The sequence below is a fragment of the Streptomyces sp. SID14436 genome (assembly GCF_010548465.1).
Taxonomy (GTDB): Bacteria; Actinomycetota; Actinomycetes; order Streptomycetales; family Streptomycetaceae; genus Streptomyces.
In genome coordinates, this window is record NZ_JAAGMD010000791.1 from 17939 (window position 1) to 34266 (window position 16328).

The following is a 16328-nucleotide window of genomic DNA, read 5'->3' on the forward strand; positions in this document are numbered from 1 at the left end:
AGTGATGGTCACGGTCACGCGCGGGAGAGGGCACAGGCCAGCTGTTCGGCGAGGTCACGCAGGGCCGACATGAGCTGCCGCGGTTCACAGGAGAGGTCGATGCTGTGCTGGTACAACCGCACTCCGCGCCCGTCCGGCCCCACTGCGGTCCTGCGCACCTCGTGGAAGCGCGTGGGCAGCTGTCCGGCCGCGTACACCAGGTGGGCCTCGGGCAGACCGAGCACGGTGGCGTATGCGAGAGCCTGGTAGAGGTCGGCGTTGAGGCGGCCGTCGCCCTTTTCCACCTTGTACTTGGCGTCGACGACGGCAACGGGTGTCCGGCCGTCCCCGGTGCGCACCACGAGGTCGGGGCGGATCCGTACGAGGCCGGCGGTGTCCAGGTGGTGGCGGTCCTGGAGACGAGGGACCAGCCCCTGCTCCTTCAACGCTGTGCTCAGCGCGACGGTGACGAAGTCCTCGAACAACTGGTTCATGTCGAACAGGAAACCGTCCACGGTGAGCGGATCCGCCCCCGGCGTTCGGTGCTCCGGCGAGGAGCCGCGCAGAACGGCTTCGCAGAGCCGCAGGGCCGGCTGGTAGCGCACGTTGAGGCGGGAGGGCTGCCAGCGCGGCAGCTCCTGTCCCCGGACCAGTGGGAGCGCGTCGGCGAGACGGACCCGCTGGTGCGCCAGTCGCCGCCGCACGGGGCCGGGAACGCCCGGGAGCCGCAGCAGTCGCTCGACGGCGGCCCGCAGGATGCGGTTCTCGGCGGTGTCCGCGGTGTAGGTGTCGTACGCGATCTCCACGGGAGGCGTGCGGCCGAAGTGCCGTCGGATCTGCTCGGCCTCACGGATCCGACCGCGCACCACCAGCGACGTCTCCTCCACCTCCCGGTAGCCCTGGAGAACCCCCCGGCGCAGCGCCGCGTCGATCCGCCGCTCCACAGCATGGGCGAGAGCGGGCACCACGTCGTCGTACGCACCGGTGTCGACGACGCCCTCCCGTTCGTCGCGCCACGCCCGTTCCGGTTCGAGACTGAACCCGAGCAGGAAGAAGATCCGGCTCACCGGGGTCTTCGGCATGATCCGTAGGACCGGACCGTCGCGCATACGGAGCGCGCCGACCCGGTTCCCCGCCCGCAGCAGCCAGTGACCGTCCCGGGCCGGGTCCGGCGTGGCGCTCTGGAGTATCCCGGAGGAGGCGAGGGCCCGGCCGGCCTCGGCGCCGAGCGGCACGGAGACGGCGGGCCCGTACTCGTGCAGCACCACGTCCGGCACGGGTGCCGTCATGCCGGCCGCTCGCGCAGCGAGTCGAGCCCGTAACGGGCGGCGACGTCGATGCCTTCGCCGTAATGATGCTCTTCGAGAAGCGGCAGGATCTTCGTGCGCCAGGTCCGCTCGAGGCCACCGTCGCGGTACACGCCCGGCTTCATCAGGTACGAGGGACCGATGGCGAAGTCCGCTTCGTCGATACGGGAGTTGAGAGCGTCGAGGAGACGGGCCGGCTCCCCATCGCGGCCTTGTCGTTCGAGCCAGCGTCCGAGCAGCCCGGAGGTCGGCTCGGTGCGCGGGGACAGCTCGACGAACGCGAATCGGCGCCGCATGGCCGCGTCGACCAGCGCGATCGACCGGTCGGCGGTGTTCATCGTGCCGATCACGAAGAGGTTGGGCGGCAGCGGGAAGTCGTCCCCGGAGTAGGTGAGCCGCACCGACCGGTCCCGGTACTCCAGCAGGAAGTACAACTCCCCGAACACCTTGGCCAGGTTGGCGCGGTTGATCTCGTCGATGATCAGGAAATGCGGGACATGCCGGTTGCCCTCGCGTGAGGCGAGGTCGGCGAGCTCCCGCAGCGGGCCGGCGGTCAGCCGGAACGCCACCTCCCGTGTCTCGGGGTCCTCCACCGGCCGGAACCCCTCGAAGAAGTCCTCGTAGGCGTACGACGGATGGAACTGCACGATCTTGACCTGCTCCGGGCCGCCGCCGAAGTGCTCGGCCAGCTTCATCGCCAGGTACGTCTTGCCGGTGCCCGGCGGACCGTAGAAGACCAGCTGCTTCTCGTCGAGCAGGAGCTCGCGCAGCTCCTCCAGCCACGCCCGGTCGTGGACCAGGAGATCGTCGGCGAGCGTGTCGCTGATCTCGGGCAGGGTCAGTTCCTTCGGCACCGGCCGCTCAAGGGTCTGCACGACCTCGGGCTCGTCCGTACCGCCCGCCTCACCGGCCAGCCCGTCCAGAGCGTCCAGGACGCCGGTCAGATCGACCACGTCGTGCTGAACGGACAACTTCTGCCGCAGTTCACCGGGCAGTTCGTCGTACGCGTGACTGTCCGCCTGCCAGGTGACCGGCCGTCGCAGGTTGGACAGCCCGCCCGGCGACGAGGCCTGCACGGCGTCCCCGGTGATCCGGCCGAGGTACAGCCGGTCGTCGTCATAGGTGGCCACGGTGTCCCCGACCCGCATCTGTGTCAGGAACGCGTGCAACTCGTCCACCAGGCCCTGCTTCTGGTGGTACGAGGCCGCCCCCTCGTAGCCCTCCTCGACGAAGCGGCGCAGCGCGCTCTTGGTCGGGTCGGACTCCTCCAGCGGCGGCAGGTGCGCGCCGGACAGCGACACGAACCCTTCCTTCAGCCACTGCTGCCGCACCAGATTGTGACCCGAGACGTTCGAGCCGCGCACCAGCCACGCCTTGTGCGGGGGGCGCCAGCCGGTGGACTGGTAGTCGGAGAGCGGGTGGCCCTCGTCGGTGCGCCAGGACTCCGGGCCGGAGGCGTCGTAGCCGTACACCAGCGCGGCGGCGGCCGACGAGGAGTTGCACTCGATGTCCCGCGTCACCACCCAGCGCGCGGGCGCGTCCGGTGGTCGACCCGGGGCGGCCGGGGCGTCCACGAGTGCGCCGTCCGCGCGGAGTTCCGCCCGGAACCGGCGCGCGTGGCGGCCGAGCCCCGGCCACTCCTCTGCGGTCACGAGAGATCCCTCGCGCAGCAGGAACTTGTTCGTCCCGTTGCCGCCGAACCGCGTCAGCAGGTACCCGCGCGCCTCGGCACCGTCCTGCGGCAGCTTGATGCGGAAGTCGGGCGTGCCGGGGAGGCGGTCGGGCTGCGGCATGGTGACCTTCCGAAAGGGCGAGGCCTGTGTCGGACACCGCAGAGACTACACGTTGACGCCGTCAACGTGCATGAGTGAGATGTTTCAGGCTTCCTCGGACCTGTGCCGCTGGGTGGCCGATGTGGATCGAGTGACACACGGTGCGGTGATTCGGCTATACCGTTCTGCCGGGACGTCAGACGCGGGCTGACGTGGGATGAGTTGGGGGGGCGATGATCGACTACCGCAAGGTGCCGAATGTTCCGGTCTGGACGCTGGCGACACGCGATGTCCAGGTGCCGGCCGTCATCGGGGACGGGCCGATGACGCCCGAGCGGCTGACCGAACTGCGCGGGGTGCTGGCCGCGTTGGCCGACCAGCCGATCGCCACGCTGGAGGCGCACCCGCTGCCCGAGAAGCTCGACCGCAGCCGTGGCATCCCCCTCGATGCCGCCAGCCCGCTGGCGCAGCATCTGTCGCAGCTCATCACCGACTCGGCGAAGGTGTCCGCCACGGCCGCCAAGGCGACGGCCTCCGGCGGGATCCTGTGCCGCGTGGTGGTCCCGGCGAAGGTTGCCGAGGAGTTCGGGCAGGGGCTGGTCCGCTGGATGGTGCCGAAGGGGTCGAAGGGCGGGTTCTACGGCGACCTCGTGAATTCGGCGACGGGGCAGATCGTCGCGAAGCCGACGTTCGTGCCGGTCAGTGGAGCGGCAGCGGCCGGCACGGTCGGCGGCGCGGGCGCGACCGCCGGCGCCGCGGCTGCGGGGGGAACGGTGCTCACGGTGGCCGCTCCGCTCGTGCTCATGGCGGTGGCCGTGGGGGTGAGCGCCCACGCCGACCGCAAGCGGCAGCAGGCCATCGAGCACATCACGGACCTTCTGGAGCAGCTTCAGGCCGACAAGCTCGACGACGAGCACAGCGCACTCAACGGCTGCCGCCCCGCCATCGACAAGGCCACGGCCATCCTGCTCGACCAGGGCAGGCTCGGTGTCTCGCTGGGCCTCGACTCGGCGGTGCACGCCATCGACACGGCACTGAGCAAGGCCGATATCCGTCTCGCCCGTTGGCGGAGCACGCTCGACAAGCTGCCCGCCGGCGAGCCCGTCGAGATGGGCACGCTGACCGAGGCGTTTCCCGGCGTCGACGAACAGGGCGGAGCGTTCCGCGCCCACCTCGAACTGGCCTCGCTGGCCATCGCGTTGAAGCGGCGCGTCAACGTCCTCCAGGCGGTCGAGCGGGCCCAGAGCGAGCCCGACAACCTGTTCGAGAGCTTCGCCCGCGCCCTCAAGGACGACGAGCGGCGTCTCGACGAGCTGGAGAGGGGCATCGCCGCCGTGCTGCTGCGTCTGTCGACGCTGCAGCTGGCCCGCCCGAGCAGCAAGCGCCCCGTCTTCACGACCGGTGAGGTCGACCGGCTCCTGCGTTCGGCGTACCAGCTCCGCAGCCTGGGCGACGGCGTCGCACTCAACGGCCGCCCGGCGGACGTGGCGATCGAGATCGCCCGCGACCGGGACGGCTCGGTGGTGGTGTTCCCCGCGCTGCCCGCGGAGGCATAGCGCTGCGGAGGGGAGGGCGAGGGCGCGCGGCTCCGGCGCGATGGTGTGGCTGGGCGGGGAAGCCTGCCCGACGCGCGCCGCATTACGCCAGCGGAAGGCCCAGAACACCGTCCAGCGACTTGGACCTCCTGTACTGATCCCGAGGGTGGTCGGCTTGGTGTGATCGATGGCCGTGCTGCCGAGGCCGGTGGGAAACCCGGCGCGGTCGGCGGGCGAAGTGATCAGGGGCCGGGGTCGAGCAGGTCCGCCCGGACGGTCTTGCCGCTGGGTGGGTAGGGGACGCAGTCCCAGTGGTCGGCGAGGGCGGTGACGAGGGTCAGGCCGCGTCCGATGGTGCCGAGCGGGTCGGTGTCCGCGAGGCGGGGGAGTGGACGGAGGTCTCCGCGGGCGTCGCTGACCTCGATACGGAGGCGGCCGGCTACCGGGTCGAGGGCGAGCGTGAGCCGGAAGCAGCGGCCCGGCACGCGCCCGTGCAGTACGGCGTTGGCGGTCAGCTCCGCGACGACGAGTTCGGCACGCTCCGCGAGGTCCTGCGAGACGCCCCAGGAACGCAGTTCGGTCACTGCGAGGAGCCGCGCGAGACGGGCGCCGCGCCGTGTGGAGGACAGGAGCTGGGTGAAGGCGCCGACGGGGGCACCGATGTGGGGTGTTGCCTGGTTCATGGTGTCAGCGTGGCGGGAGGGAACAGGCGGAGGCGAGTACCGAGCCCCGTACGCTGAGTGAGCGTACGGAGCCGGAGCGTCCGGTCTATTCGAGCGCACGCACAGGGCCGTTGAGGAAGCGCGCGGTCGGGGAGCGCATCGCCCCGGCGAGGGTGTACGCGGGGCGTACGAGGGAGCAGCCGTACGAGATGTCGGCGCCCAACGCGCAGGCGTTCGGCGGGGGCGTCCATCAGCCGGCCCCGGTACGCGGAGTGACGGCAGACGTCCGTGCGCTTCCGGAAGAGGTGTTCACGAGGCGGTGGCGATCGGCCCCCGAGCGGGCCGCACCCCGGAGTGGGGCGCGGCCGGGAGCGCGCCCATGGTGTCAGTTGGCCGTGCGCCTCGGGCTCCTCAGCTCCTGGTGGGGCTTGCGGTGTGCTCCGAGCTCTGGGCGGGAGCGGGGACGCGGTCGGTGGTGGAGGGGGCGGCGAAGACCTCGTCGAGGGTGGTGGCGTCGATGGCGCGGTCGAACCAGAGATCCAGGAGCGGCGCGTCCGCGCAGGTGGTGACACGCTGTCGCGTCTCTTCCGTCAGTGAGAGGCCGCGGCGATCCATCAGGTGCAGCAGTCGCTCGGCCTTCTCTTTCACGCGTCCTTCCTCCCGTCCTTCCTCGCGTCCTGCGAGGCGAGCGTCGCCCACGATGGTGCCTCGCCTGGGGGTGAAGAGGGTCTCCATCACGTTCCTCCAAAATTTCCGGGCGTGTTCACTGCCCAAGCCGTCCTCGATCAGTCCCGCCAGGTCGTCCCGTGCTTCGCGGTCCGAGTCCTGGGCCAGGGCCTCGCCCATGACCGTCAGTATGCCCTCGATGTCCGGGTCGTTGCTGTGGATCCACAGACAGAACGCGGCGAAGGCGAGGTCCGTCAGGGCGTCTTCGATCCGGCTCACCCGCAGGACGTTGGCCGGCCCCAGTACGTGTGGCACGGTCACCTGGGTGGGGTGTCCCAAGCCGGTGCGCAGAGGTGTGGCCGCCCACGCCGCTGTCGCCGTGTCCACGCACAGGACCAGCAGGACGACCTCGAGTTTGTACCGGTCACGCAAGTACGCGACGTAGTACGGCTGGAACTTGCTGGGGTCACACCGAGGAGCGCGACCAGAAGGGCGGGTGTCGGGTCTGCTCTACGCGCAGGGGCAGGTCAGTGCGGGGGCCGCGCGGTTGGGGGAGCAGGTGACCACGGCGAGGGCGAGGTACGACGGGCGCTCGAGGTAGCGGCCGTACGACACGTCGCCGCCCGCGTGCAGCCGTTCGGCGGCGGCGTCCACCAGCCGGGCCAGGCGCGCGGTGTCCCGGTCGTGCTCCGCGGCGAACCGCGGGGCGTACTCGGCCAGGCGCTCACCCAGCCAGGCCGCCGCCTCCTTCGCCTCCTCCCAGGTCCCCCGCACCAGCGAGCGGGGCTTGACGAGCCAGTAGGCCGTCTCCAGGGGCGGGAGGTCCGACGTGCGGAACTCCGCGGCGACTTGGCGGTAGCGCTCGATGAGTTCCGGCCTGCTCCCGGCCGGGGGCGGATCGGGGTGCGGGGGCCGTCGTAGGGCCTCGTCGTCGAAGCGCGTCTTGGGGCCGGTCCAGAGGTAGGCGTGGTGGTGCACGTGTTGCTCCCGGAGGGCGGAGCGCCGGCCGGACGCGGGGTGGGACCCGGTCCGGCCGGCGACAGGGGAGGAGAGGGAGGAGGGTCAGGCGCCGAGGCCGAAGCGGACCGGGTCGATACCGGCGGCGTCCAGTTCCTCCGTGGTGAACCGCAGGGGCGCTGCGTCCGGCCGCTTGCTGTCGCCCAGCGCCCAGGCGTCCTCGCCGATACGGGCGAGGGTCACGCACCCTTCGGTGCAGGGACCGCCGCACGCCTTGGTGAACGAGGCCGCGCTGATGTCGAGGGCGTAGAGGTTGGTTCCGTTCTGCATGACTGCACCTTCCAGCTCGTCCGACGCGGCCGGGTCCGGCCGCCGCCGCCCATGGCGGGCGGGATTGCGCGGAGGGGGCGGGCCGCCTGGTGTTTCCGCAGGTGAGCGGCGGATACGGACGGCTCGTCCCGGATCTCCGTGACCTCAGAGTGGCGGTCGGACGGGGGCGGGGACGAGTGTGGCACCCCGTACGCTGAGTCAGCGTACGGACACGAAGAGTGGACGGTACGTCTGATGATCCGCCAGTCTTGGGGTGGACGCGGGCGGCGGAAGAGACGGCCGTCGCGGTGCGGTGCGGAGGCAAGGAAAGGGGCGGCGGATGGACGTGGTCGGGGTCGAGGGGGAGGCGGCGGCCGGGAGCGCCGGCGGTGTGCGGGCGGTTCCGGCGGGGCCGGTGGGGGAGTGCGAGCGGGAGCCGCATCCGTCGGACAGCCTGCGGACGTTCGGGGCCGTCGTCCAGGCGCTGCGCGAGCACGCGGGGCTGAGCCGGGCCGACCTGGGCGTGAGGGTCCAGTACTCGAAACACACGGTCGAGTCGGTGGAGTTGGGACGCCGGATGCCGGACGAGGCGTTCGTGGAGCGCGCGGAGGAGGCGCTGGGCAACACGGGTGCGCTGCGGAAGGCCGCGCGGCATCTGACGCGGGGGGAGGCGGGGCTGGCGGCGTGGTTCCGGCGGTGGGCTCGGCTGGAGCGGGAGGCGGTGAGTCTGTGCACGTATGAGTGCCGGTTGGTGCCGGGGTTGTTGCAGTCGGAGGGGTATGCGCGGGCGGTGTTCGACAACAGCATCCCGTTGCTGCCCGACGAGCAGACGGAGGCGCAGGTCACGGCCCGAATGGAACGACAGGCGATGATGAGGGAGCGGCCGACCGTGCCGTTCGGCTTCATCGTGGAGGAGTCGGTGTTCCGGCGCGGGCTGGGTGGGGCGGAGGCGCAGGTGAGCATGCTGGAACATGTGCTTGAGCTGACTGCGCCGCGCAACGTGACGCTGCAAGTGGTGCCGGTGGAGCTGGAGTTCCACGGATGCCTGGACGGGCCCATGCGGATCCTGGAAACCCCGGAGGGGCGGCGGCTCGGGTACTCCGAAGGACAGCAGAACGGACGGCTGATCTCCGACGCGAAAGAGATGAGTCTGCTCTGCCGACGCTATGACACACTGCGCTCGCAGGCCCTCAACCCTAAAGATTCCCGGGACCTGCTGGAGCGACTTCGAGGAGAGCTATGAGCAGCGGTACGTCGGAACTCGCCTGGTTCAAGTCCAGCTACAGCGGCACCCAGGGCGACGACTGCGTGGAGGTCGCGGTCGCCGAACAGGCCGTGCACGTACGGGACTCCAAGGACGTGACCCGCTCGGCCTTCGCCGTCGGCCGTGAAGGCTGGGGGCGGTTCGTACGGTTCGCGTCGGAGCGATGAACGACTTGGGGCGTGCCGTCCGCTGGAGTAGCGGGCGGCACGCCCTCACCGCGTCTCGTTCGTGGGGCCGTACCCGAGGGCCGCGCGGTTGATGAAACGGTCACCGAGGTCGCGCACGGGCGCGGGCTTCGGTTGCTTGGCAGCGCTCTTCGCCGTGGGCTTCTTCGGGGCTGGCTTCTTGCCGCCCGCACGCTTGGTCGCTGTTGCCTTTGCCTGCTTGGCTTTCTTCGCGGCCGGCGTGTTGCGCGCGGCGAACCTCTTGCGGGCCGCTGAGAGCCTCTCGCGTTCTGCAACGGCTACGTTGGTGGGAAGAGCCTCGGCGAGAACGCGGGCCCGGCTGAGCGCGTAGCGCGCCGCACTCCAGTTCTTTCTGTTGATGGCCATGTTCGCCAGGCTGATGGCCTGCTGCAAGGCTCTGATCTTCGCGGGCTGCTTCCGAGGTATCTCGGACTCGGCACCGCTGCTGCGCTTCTGCCCGGCGGCTCGGGTACGCCAATCCGTACCTGAGCTCAGAACGACGACCGACCGAGGGTTGCTGCTCTGGTTCACGCGTACCACGTGCGTTGTTCCTTGGGTGAGCGGTGGGGCAGGCCCTGGGGTGGCCACCAGGCGGGGCCACCCCAGGGGCAGGTCAGTCGTGACGAGGACCCTGACCGGGAGGCGGGGTGAGGGTGGAACGGTAGGTACCGGACTCGCCCTCGGTAAGCGGGTTCTCCAGGGTCAGGCCGGCGGCGGCCATGCGGTCGTACTCGGCGAGGATCAGGTTCTTGGTGCGGTACTCGCCGTGGGCCTTCATGTCGTTGTCACGGACGACGTTGAAGGTGTCCAGAATGTAGGCGGTGTCGTCGCGGTCGATGCCGTAGAGGTGGAAGAAGAGAGCGTCCAGTTCGGCGCGGATCACGGCACGGCGGTCCTCGTCCCAGCGGAAGGGGGCGCCCGTGTCGCCAAGGTCGCGTGCGAAGGGTGCCATGTCGTGGGCGGTGTAGATCAATTCGAGGAGGCGAGGAGTGATTGCGTGCGAGTGCGGAGTCAGCTGCTCAGGGTGCAGGAATGGGAGCTGTTCGAATTGGAAGAAGTTGAGGTTGGTTCCACCGAGCTTCTGCCGAAGCACGTAGTCCAGAGCGAGTGCAGTGCTGTTGCCGTAGAAGAGCCAAGGTTGCTCGGTCCTGCTAGGCATTAGAATATTACCGGAGTCGCCAAGTCCGCGCTTCGGAAACGCGAAGGTGATGGCGGTCCGTTCATTTGTACCGTGACAGATTTTACGGAATCCCATCAGCCAGTCGTGGTGCCAATCCTTGGCAGCCAGGAGACTGTCTACACCTGGAATTTTAACTTCTTCGCCGTTCTTGTCGAACTTACCTGTCGCTGTGTCATCCGCTGGGACCCAATACCGAGGCATCGGGGCGGCTGAGGGGTCTTGATGTTGTTCGACAGTGAAGCGAGGCAGAGTGCCCAAAGCGAGCTGCTTCTCCGTCGCGCCTTCGTAGGTGGAGAAGCGGTGATCGTAATAATGGAGCATCTTCGCCTCGTAAAGCGGTAGGAGGCGCGCCTCTCCCCGCACCAGGACGTTGCCCTCCAGGTGCCAGCCGTCTCTGAGAAGGTCGTCGAAGGTTTCGCCTTGCTCGGCGGAAGGGCGAAATAGGTGAGAGTCGCTGGTCATGTTGAATAGACCTTGGATGAAGCTGATGCCCCACGGATTCCCGGCGCTCTTTTTAGTCTCGTCTACAAGGACGGGGATGCGGCGGTAGATGTCAAGGGTGACTTCTGCATCTCGGCGGGAGCGGAAAATAGGGCATGTGCCGGTATTAGGGTTCAGGAGTTGAATTTCGCGACCGGTCAAGGTGTAGGAGCGTTCAGCGATCTGAGAGACTTGACGGACGCGAAAAGCGATTGTGATCGGAGTTTCAGGAGATCCGGACCCAATCATGCAGAATAGGGCGAAGTTCACAGCATGGTGAACGCCAGGGAAAAGCTTCTCCTCGTTTTCGAAGCCGTAAAGTGCTGCCAACTGGCCCTTCGTTACCAGATCCTTGAAGAAAAACTGAGTTGTTGCATCCGTCGCGATCCCGGTCGGAACGATGACTCCGACGCGGCCACGTGGCGAACCGAGGCGACGGTCTTGTTCTGTGAAGATGGTGTCAGTTTTGATGCGCCCTCGACCGCACAGAGGGTAGAGCCCGGACGCGCTAGCGAAGTGCCGGGTGCCATCGATCTCTCGCTTGGCTTCCTGGTACATGCTGTAGAGGTCCGGGTCGTTGGCTACGAGTCGTTGGATAAGGCTCTTGCGCCGGGCACCCGCAGATTTGGCGATCTCCGGAGACCGAGCGGCGAAGAACTCTTGCTCCTTCAGTTCTAGATGTTCCCACGGCGGATTCCCCACCACCGCGTCGAACCCTCCAGTCCACCCCGTCCCCGGCTGGACGCCCGCCCCCGACTCCGGAACCGCGAACACCTCCGGAAATTCCAGGTGCCAGTGGAAGAACCGATACTGATCCCGCAGGTTCATGATCTCGGCATGCGTGGCGTCCGGCACGGCCGACTGGTCGCGCCCCCGCAGCGCGCGGAATACCTGGTCTGTCGGCGCCTCCGGAGCCCCGTCCCACTTGGGCCACACGAACGCGGCGCACCACGCATCCGCAGCATGCAGATCCTGGACGTACGTCGTGGACTCGACGTAGGCCCGATACGCCGACTCCTGCGCCCGCACCTGCTCCAGAGAGTCTGCCGGTGCCGTAGTGATCCGGGCCAACTCGGCAGCGTACTGGTCGTTGCCGGGCAAGACGTCCGTGTCGAAGGTCAGCTCGTCCTGGCCTGCGCGCTGGGTCCTGTTCCGCTTGACCAGCCAAGCCGCGTATTTCTTGCCGTCCCCCTCGATCGGCTTGAACGCGTCGTCCGGAACACCTTCCGCCAGCAGCTTCGGCGTAGCCCCGATCAGCCCGTTGCCGTGCTTGACGTGGGCGTCGAGGAATCCAAGCGGCTTACCCGGCTCCAGCGCCTCCAGCCACAGCGAGACCTTCGCCAGCTCCACGGCCATAGGGTTGAGGTCCACGCCGTAGATGCAGCGCGCGACGACCTCGTGCAGCGCATGCCGCACCGCGTCGACCGTCGGCTCCGGGTTGCGCTCCCGCACCGACGCAACCCGCTTGGCGATACGCCGAGCTGAAGCGACGAGGAAGTGCCCAGACCCACAAGCCGGGTCGCAGACCGTCAGGGACAGCAGCTCGTCGACGATGTCGTCGGCCGGGTCAGGACGGCCGGCCTCCGCGGCCCGCTGCTCGCCCCGCTTCACGGCGTCGTCTATGACCGGATCCAGCGTCGTGTCCAACAGGCACTCGATCAGCGACGACGGCGTGTAGTAACTGCCCGTCGTCTTCCGGCTGTTGCCCGCGACCTCGATCAACTCGAAGGACCGGTCCGTAGCCGAGTGCTTCGGCTCGAGCTCCAGCAGCGACTCGTAGACCGAGCCCAACTCCTCCGCGTCCAAATGCCGGTAGTCCACCGAACGCCACCGCCGCGCACCCGAGTCCCGCACCTGCGCCAGATGCCGCACGGCAGCCAGCAGCGACTCGTTGGACAGCTTCAGCCCGTCCAGCGGCGCGTCGGCCTCCGTGTGCGTGAACAGACCGCCGAGACCGGGCAGCCCCAGCTCCGGACGGCCCCCTTCCTTCCCCAGCGCGTCAAGAACGATCCGCAGCGCCTCGTACTGGTCACCGTGCGCCGTTCCCTGCCGCCGCCGGGCCCGCTCCCGCAGCCGCGCCGACGAGAAGTACCGCTCGTACGCCTCCCGTTGCCGCTCACTGGCGTTCGGGTCGAGCAGGGCGTCCCGGTCCTCGGCCACAAACACGAACAGCAGCCGGTACACCAGCCGCAGCAACGCATCCCGCAGCGCCTTCGGGTCCACGTCCTCCCGCAACCGCACGTTCTCCGGATGCCGCAGGAACCCGGTCCCGAGCACGGTCAGCGCGTTCTGCACGCCCAGCCGCAGCTGGTCCAGGGCACGCGCCCCCGACGTGACGGCCTCCGTACGCCACTTCTCCAGCCAGCACCCGGCCGGCGCCGCCCCCTCCTGCACCGCGAACCGCGAAGCATGCAGCACGCAGTACAGCAGCACGAACTCGCTGAACAGCTCCCCGTCGAAGATCGCCTCAAGGTCGAACTCGACGTAGGCCGCCGTCGCGAAGGACGACGAGTCGCGCAGCAGCCGCAGCCGGCGCCCGTTCGTGAGCACCGCCCACAGGTGGGCCTCGGTGCGGTTCAGGCAGTCCTGGAGCATCGACTGCGCCGGGACCTGACCGGCCGCCGGACGCTTGTCCAACTCCTGGTTCCACGGCACCAGATGCACCAGCGCCGGACCATGCCGGTGCGACACCGGGAACCGCTTCTCGGCATCCGAGTCGGCCGGGATGCCCCCCGCCCCGACCTCCGTCAGCGCACCGAAGTCCAGCTTGCGGAACAACTGGGCGAGCCAGTCGGAGCCCGCCCGGCCCGTCGGGTCGGCGGACGGCGCGCCCGTGACCGGGTCCGAGGGCAGCGCGGCGCGCAGCTCGCGCCACAGCGGCTTGAGGTATTCCCAGGCGCGCTCGGCCTCGTCCCGGACGGGGACGGAGGCGGGCAGGCCGTAGTCGGCGGGCTTGGTGCCCGGCAGGTTCCGCGCCTCGGCGATGCGCAGCAGCATGTCGGCGGGGAGCAGACCGCCGACCGTGGTGACGGCGGTGAAGGCCAGGGCGGTGCGGGTGGCGGCGGACATCAGGCTTCGGCTCCGGACACGGTAGAGGCGGCGGGGGCGGCGGGCGGCACGTAGACGTACACGCCGAGGACGTCGGCGGGCTCCTGCGGGATCACCTTCAGGCCGCGGACGATCTCTTCGTTGGCCTTGCGCACCCGGCGGTGCGAGGCGTCGAGTTCGGCGGCCAGGCGGGTGCCGTACTCGGTGAGGTGGTCGGCGAGGCCGGGCAGGCCCTCCAGCGCGCGGGTGATGGACCTGCGGGCGGCCAGCTCGTGGGTGTTGGCGGTGGCGCGCGCGCCGAGCAGCGCGGCGGCCGCGTCGTCGTCCAGCCAGCGGGCGCGCTGCGGCAGACCCTCGTAGGCCAGCAGCCGCGCGTCCTCGGCGACCACCTGCCGCTCACCCGAACGGGACGGCAGGGTGAGGTGGAAGCGGTAGCGGACCAGCAGCAGCGTCGTGCGGACGCTCACCGCGTCCGTCGTCACCACACCGCAGCGGCGGGCCGGACGCGGACCCAGCGCCTTCGCGTCCAGCGCCGAGTCCAGGACGTACGAGGCGACGGCCCCGATCGCCGGGTCGGTGCGGACGAGGGCGGCCTCGCCGCGGCCGATCGCCGGCGTGGTGCGGAACGGGATCTCGCGGTCCTCCTCGACCAGCCGGTTGCCCAGCGTGGCCGCGAGCGCGTCCCGCAGCCCGGCCGGGGTGCCGCCGACCTGCGCGGTGAAGTCACCGCTGCCGTCCCGCGGATCGCGCACGAGCGCGTCCAGGTCGCGCAGCGCCTCCAGCGTGAACTCGCGCACCTCCTCCGCGCCGCCGAGCGCGGCCCGTACGGCGGCGACCTCGCGGGCCACCTCCTCCGGGTGGATGGCCCGCTGCGCGTACTTGGAACGGGAGGTCTTCTCCCGGTCGGCCGCCGACGTCCACTCCCGCTCGATGCGGTCGAAGGACTCCTGGTGGGCGTCCATCTCGAACAGGCTCTCCTGGCTGCCCTGCCGCCCGTGCAGCAGCAGCCACTCCACCACGGCGTCCGTGACGCCGCTCGCGGTTTCGTCCGGGACGGAGACGGAGATGCCGAGGTCCTTCTTGATCTGGCGGTGCTTCTTGAACAGCACCTCCAGGACCTTGCCGTCGATGCCGTTGTCCTCGCCGTACATCGTGATGACGCGGACCTGGTCGCGCTTCTGCCCGTACCGGTCGACGCGGCCCTCGCGCTGGTCGTGACGGGTCGGGTTCCACGCCAGGTCGTAGTGGACGACGGCGTCGAAGTGGTGCTGGAGGTTGACGCCCTCGGAGAGGCAGTCGGTGGCGATCAGCACGCGCCGCACGGACGGGTCGCCGCCCTCCTCGGCGGCGAGCTGCTCGATCCGCTCCAGGCGCTGCTGCGGGGAGAGCGTGCCGGTCACGGCGGCGATCCTCGTCCTCTTGCCGAGCTTGCCGTCCAGCTGCTGGGCGAGGTAGTCGGCCGTGGGGATGTAGCGGCAGAAGACGATCGGGTTGTAGCCCTGCCCGATCAGGTCCTTCAGGTGCTTGGTCAGCGCCTTCAGCTTGGCGTCCCCCGCCGGGCCCATCAACTCCTCGGCGCGTCCGGCGAGTTCGAGAAGGCGGGCGCCCGCGTCCTCCGACTCGGCGGCGCCGGGCGCGACGTCCATGCCCTCGTGCCGGTCGTTCTCGGCGGAGTCGGCGGCCACCGGGGCGCCCAGCACGTCCGCCTCGTGCGCGGTGCGGGCGGTGGCCGACTCGGAGCGGGTCTTCAGGGTCTGGGCGGCGGCGGCCGGGGACGACACCATGGAACGCAACAGGGCGATCACCGACCACCAGGCGATGCGGGCCTCCCGCTTGCCCTGCTCGCCGGCCGCCGAGACGCGGTCCGCGGCGTAGGCGATCGCGTCGTCGAGGAGCGCCCGGTAGGCGGGCGTCAGCTTGTACGGCTCGTCCTTCGTCCAGCGGTCGGACGGGAACGCGGTCCGCTCCGCCAGGGAGTCGTCGGCGAGGCCGTCCTCCTTGGTGAGGTAGTCGCGGACGTCGGCGCGCTTGCGGGCCACGAAGTGCTCGGCGAGCTTCGCCCGTCCCGCCGGCGTCTCCAGGTCCAGCGTCGCCAGCTCGGGCCGCACCAGGCCGAGCAGGTTGCGGAACGCGGACTCCTTGCCGGAGTGCGGGGTCGCCGTCAGCAGCAGCAGATGGCGGTCGGCGTCGGCGGACACCTTCCGCAGCAGCTCGTGGCGGAGCTGGTTCGTCGCGGAGGACGCGCCGCCCTGCGCGGGGTCGTCGGCGGCCACACAGGTGTGCGCCTCGTCGACGATCACCAGGTCGGGGCAGTGCTTGACGAAGTCCTCACGGTGACGGGTCGACTTGATGAAGTCCGTCGAGATGATCGTGAACGGATGCCGGTCGAACAGCGACTGGCCCAGCTCCAGGTTCCGCTCCAGACGCGACACCGTGGACGCCAGCACCAGCTCCGCGTCGATGCCGAACTTCTCCCGCAGCTCGCCCTGCCACTGCTCGGCCAGCGCGGGGGAGCACAGCACCGCCAGCCGGGTCGCCTCGCCCTGCGCCAGCAGCTCCTTGGCGATCAGCCCCGCCTCGACGGTCTTGCCGATACCGACGTCGTCCGAGATCAGCAGCCGTACCGTGCGCTGCCGCAGCGCCATCAGCAGCGGCACCAGCTGGTAGGCGCGGGGCTCGACGGCGATCGACGCCAGCGAGCGGAACGGGCCCGCGCCCGACCGGAAGCCGATGCGCAGCGCCGTGCGCAGCAGACCGGCGGCACGCTGGTCGCCCAGGTCGTCCGGGCTCGGCGCGGCGAACTCGGCGGGGCGCACCTCCTCGAACGAGGGGAAGACGGCCGCGATGTCGTCCTCGCTCCCGCCCAGCGGGCGCAGCACCAGCATGTCGGGGGCGCTCTCGGGCAGCACCACCCATTCCCGGCCACGGGCCGCGACCAGCGAGCCGGCTGTGTACGTGAGGCTCATGGGATGTCTCAGTTCCTC

The 16328-nt window shown here is 69.9% G+C and carries 12 protein-coding genes; 3 read left to right on the plus strand and 9 right to left on the minus strand.

The genetic code is table 11. The features are described from left to right. Positions 1 to 14: 14 nt before the first annotated feature. Entirely contained in the window at positions 15 to 1268 is a 1254-nt protein-coding gene (locus G3I53_RS28490; RefSeq protein WP_164333321.1) for a restriction endonuclease, read from the minus strand. Continuing rightward, positions 1265 to 3079, minus strand: a complete 1815-nt coding sequence (locus tag G3I53_RS28495) for a DUF4357 domain-containing protein (protein ID WP_164333322.1) — start codon at positions 3077 to 3079, stop codon at positions 1265 to 1267. The genes G3I53_RS28490 and G3I53_RS28495 overlap by 4 nt, the downstream gene beginning before the upstream one ends. A gap of 212 nt (positions 3080 to 3291) precedes the next feature. Here G3I53_RS28495 and G3I53_RS28500 point away from each other — a divergent pair, with 212 nt between their 5' ends. Beyond that, positions 3292 to 4614 carry a hypothetical protein gene (locus tag G3I53_RS28500; RefSeq protein ID WP_164333323.1) on the plus strand — a complete coding sequence of 441 codons (1323 nt, stop codon included), beginning with the start codon at positions 3292 to 3294 and terminating at the stop codon, positions 4612 to 4614. 221 nt (positions 4615 to 4835) lie between these two features. Here the strand turns inward: G3I53_RS28500 and G3I53_RS28505 are convergent, their stop codons facing one another. The 4 genes from G3I53_RS28505 to G3I53_RS28520 form a co-directional block, all read right to left on the minus strand. Then, the gene (locus tag G3I53_RS28505; protein WP_164333324.1) at positions 4836 to 5276 is read right to left on the minus strand and encodes an ATP-binding protein; all 441 of its coding nucleotides are present in this window, start codon (positions 5274 to 5276) and stop codon (positions 4836 to 4838) included. A gap of 390 nt (positions 5277 to 5666) precedes the next feature. After that, positions 5667 to 6353: a hypothetical protein gene (locus G3I53_RS28510; protein ID WP_164333325.1), complete on the minus strand. Its 687-nt coding sequence runs from the start codon at positions 6351 to 6353 to the stop codon at positions 5667 to 5669. Between the two features lie 78 nt (positions 6354 to 6431). Continuing rightward, complete coding sequence (locus tag G3I53_RS28515) at positions 6432 to 6899, minus strand: hypothetical protein (protein WP_164333326.1); 468 nt, start codon at positions 6897 to 6899, stop codon at positions 6432 to 6434. 84 nt (positions 6900 to 6983) lie between these two features. Next, the gene (locus G3I53_RS28520) at positions 6984 to 7208 is read right to left on the minus strand and encodes a DUF397 domain-containing protein (protein ID WP_164333327.1); all 225 of its coding nucleotides are present in this window, start codon (positions 7206 to 7208) and stop codon (positions 6984 to 6986) included. A gap of 319 nt (positions 7209 to 7527) precedes the next feature. Between G3I53_RS28520 and G3I53_RS28525 the strand changes: the two genes are divergently transcribed. Together G3I53_RS28525 and G3I53_RS28530 are read left to right on the plus strand one after the other, a co-directional pair. Continuing rightward, positions 7528 to 8430, plus strand: a complete 903-nt coding sequence (locus tag G3I53_RS28525; protein ID WP_164333328.1) for a helix-turn-helix transcriptional regulator — start codon at positions 7528 to 7530, stop codon at positions 8428 to 8430. Then, a complete protein-coding gene (locus G3I53_RS28530; protein ID WP_164333329.1) occupies positions 8427 to 8618 on the plus strand; it encodes a DUF397 domain-containing protein in 192 nt (63 codons plus the stop codon). Before G3I53_RS28525 ends, G3I53_RS28530 begins: the two co-directional genes overlap by 4 nt. A gap of 45 nt (positions 8619 to 8663) precedes the next feature. On the opposite strand, the gene G3I53_RS34205 is transcribed toward G3I53_RS28530, so the two are convergent. The 3 genes from G3I53_RS34205 to G3I53_RS28545 all read right to left on the minus strand — a co-directional run bounded on the left by G3I53_RS34205 (position 8664) and on the right by G3I53_RS28545 (position 16310). Next, positions 8664 to 9029 carry a hypothetical protein gene (locus G3I53_RS34205; protein WP_239064164.1) on the minus strand — a complete coding sequence of 122 codons (366 nt, stop codon included), beginning with the start codon at positions 9027 to 9029 and terminating at the stop codon, positions 8664 to 8666. A 220-nt stretch (positions 9030 to 9249) separates the two neighbouring features. Beyond that, positions 9250 to 13365, minus strand: coding sequence for a DNA methyltransferase (locus tag G3I53_RS28540; RefSeq protein WP_164333331.1), 4116 nt, complete (start codon positions 13363 to 13365; stop codon positions 9250 to 9252). After that, positions 13365 to 16310 carry a DEAD/DEAH box helicase gene (locus G3I53_RS28545; RefSeq protein WP_164333332.1) on the minus strand — a complete coding sequence of 982 codons (2946 nt, stop codon included), beginning with the start codon at positions 16308 to 16310 and terminating at the stop codon, positions 13365 to 13367. Before G3I53_RS28545 ends, G3I53_RS28540 begins: the two co-directional genes overlap by 1 nt. Between the last annotated feature and the right edge of the window lie 18 nt (positions 16311 to 16328).

What these genes read in the sequence shown, in the direction of transcription:
- G3I53_RS28490 (WP_164333321.1), bottom strand. Translation starts at nt 1,268, where the DNA reads ATGACGGCACCCGTGCCGGACGTGGTGCTGCACGAGTACGGGCCCGCC.
- G3I53_RS28495 (WP_164333322.1), bottom strand. Translation starts at nt 3,079, where the DNA reads ATGCCGCAGCCCGACCGCCTCCCCGGCACGCCCGACTTCCGCATCAAG.
- G3I53_RS28500 (WP_164333323.1), top strand. Translation starts at nt 3,292, where the DNA reads ATGATCGACTACCGCAAGGTGCCGAATGTTCCGGTCTGGACGCTGGCG.
- G3I53_RS28505 (WP_164333324.1), bottom strand. Translation starts at nt 5,276, where the DNA reads ATGAACCAGGCAACACCCCACATCGGTGCCCCCGTCGGCGCCTTCACC.
- G3I53_RS28520 (WP_164333327.1), bottom strand. Translation starts at nt 7,208, where the DNA reads ATGCAGAACGGAACCAACCTCTACGCCCTCGACATCAGCGCGGCCTCG.
- G3I53_RS28525 (WP_164333328.1), top strand. Translation starts at nt 7,528, where the DNA reads ATGGACGTGGTCGGGGTCGAGGGGGAGGCGGCGGCCGGGAGCGCCGGC.
- G3I53_RS28530 (WP_164333329.1), top strand. Translation starts at nt 8,427, where the DNA reads ATGAGCAGCGGTACGTCGGAACTCGCCTGGTTCAAGTCCAGCTACAGC.
- G3I53_RS28540 (WP_164333331.1), bottom strand. Translation starts at nt 13,365, where the DNA reads ATGTCCGCCGCCACCCGCACCGCCCTGGCCTTCACCGCCGTCACCACG.
- G3I53_RS28545 (WP_164333332.1), bottom strand. Translation starts at nt 16,310, where the DNA reads ATGAGCCTCACGTACACAGCCGGCTCGCTGGTCGCGGCCCGTGGCCGG.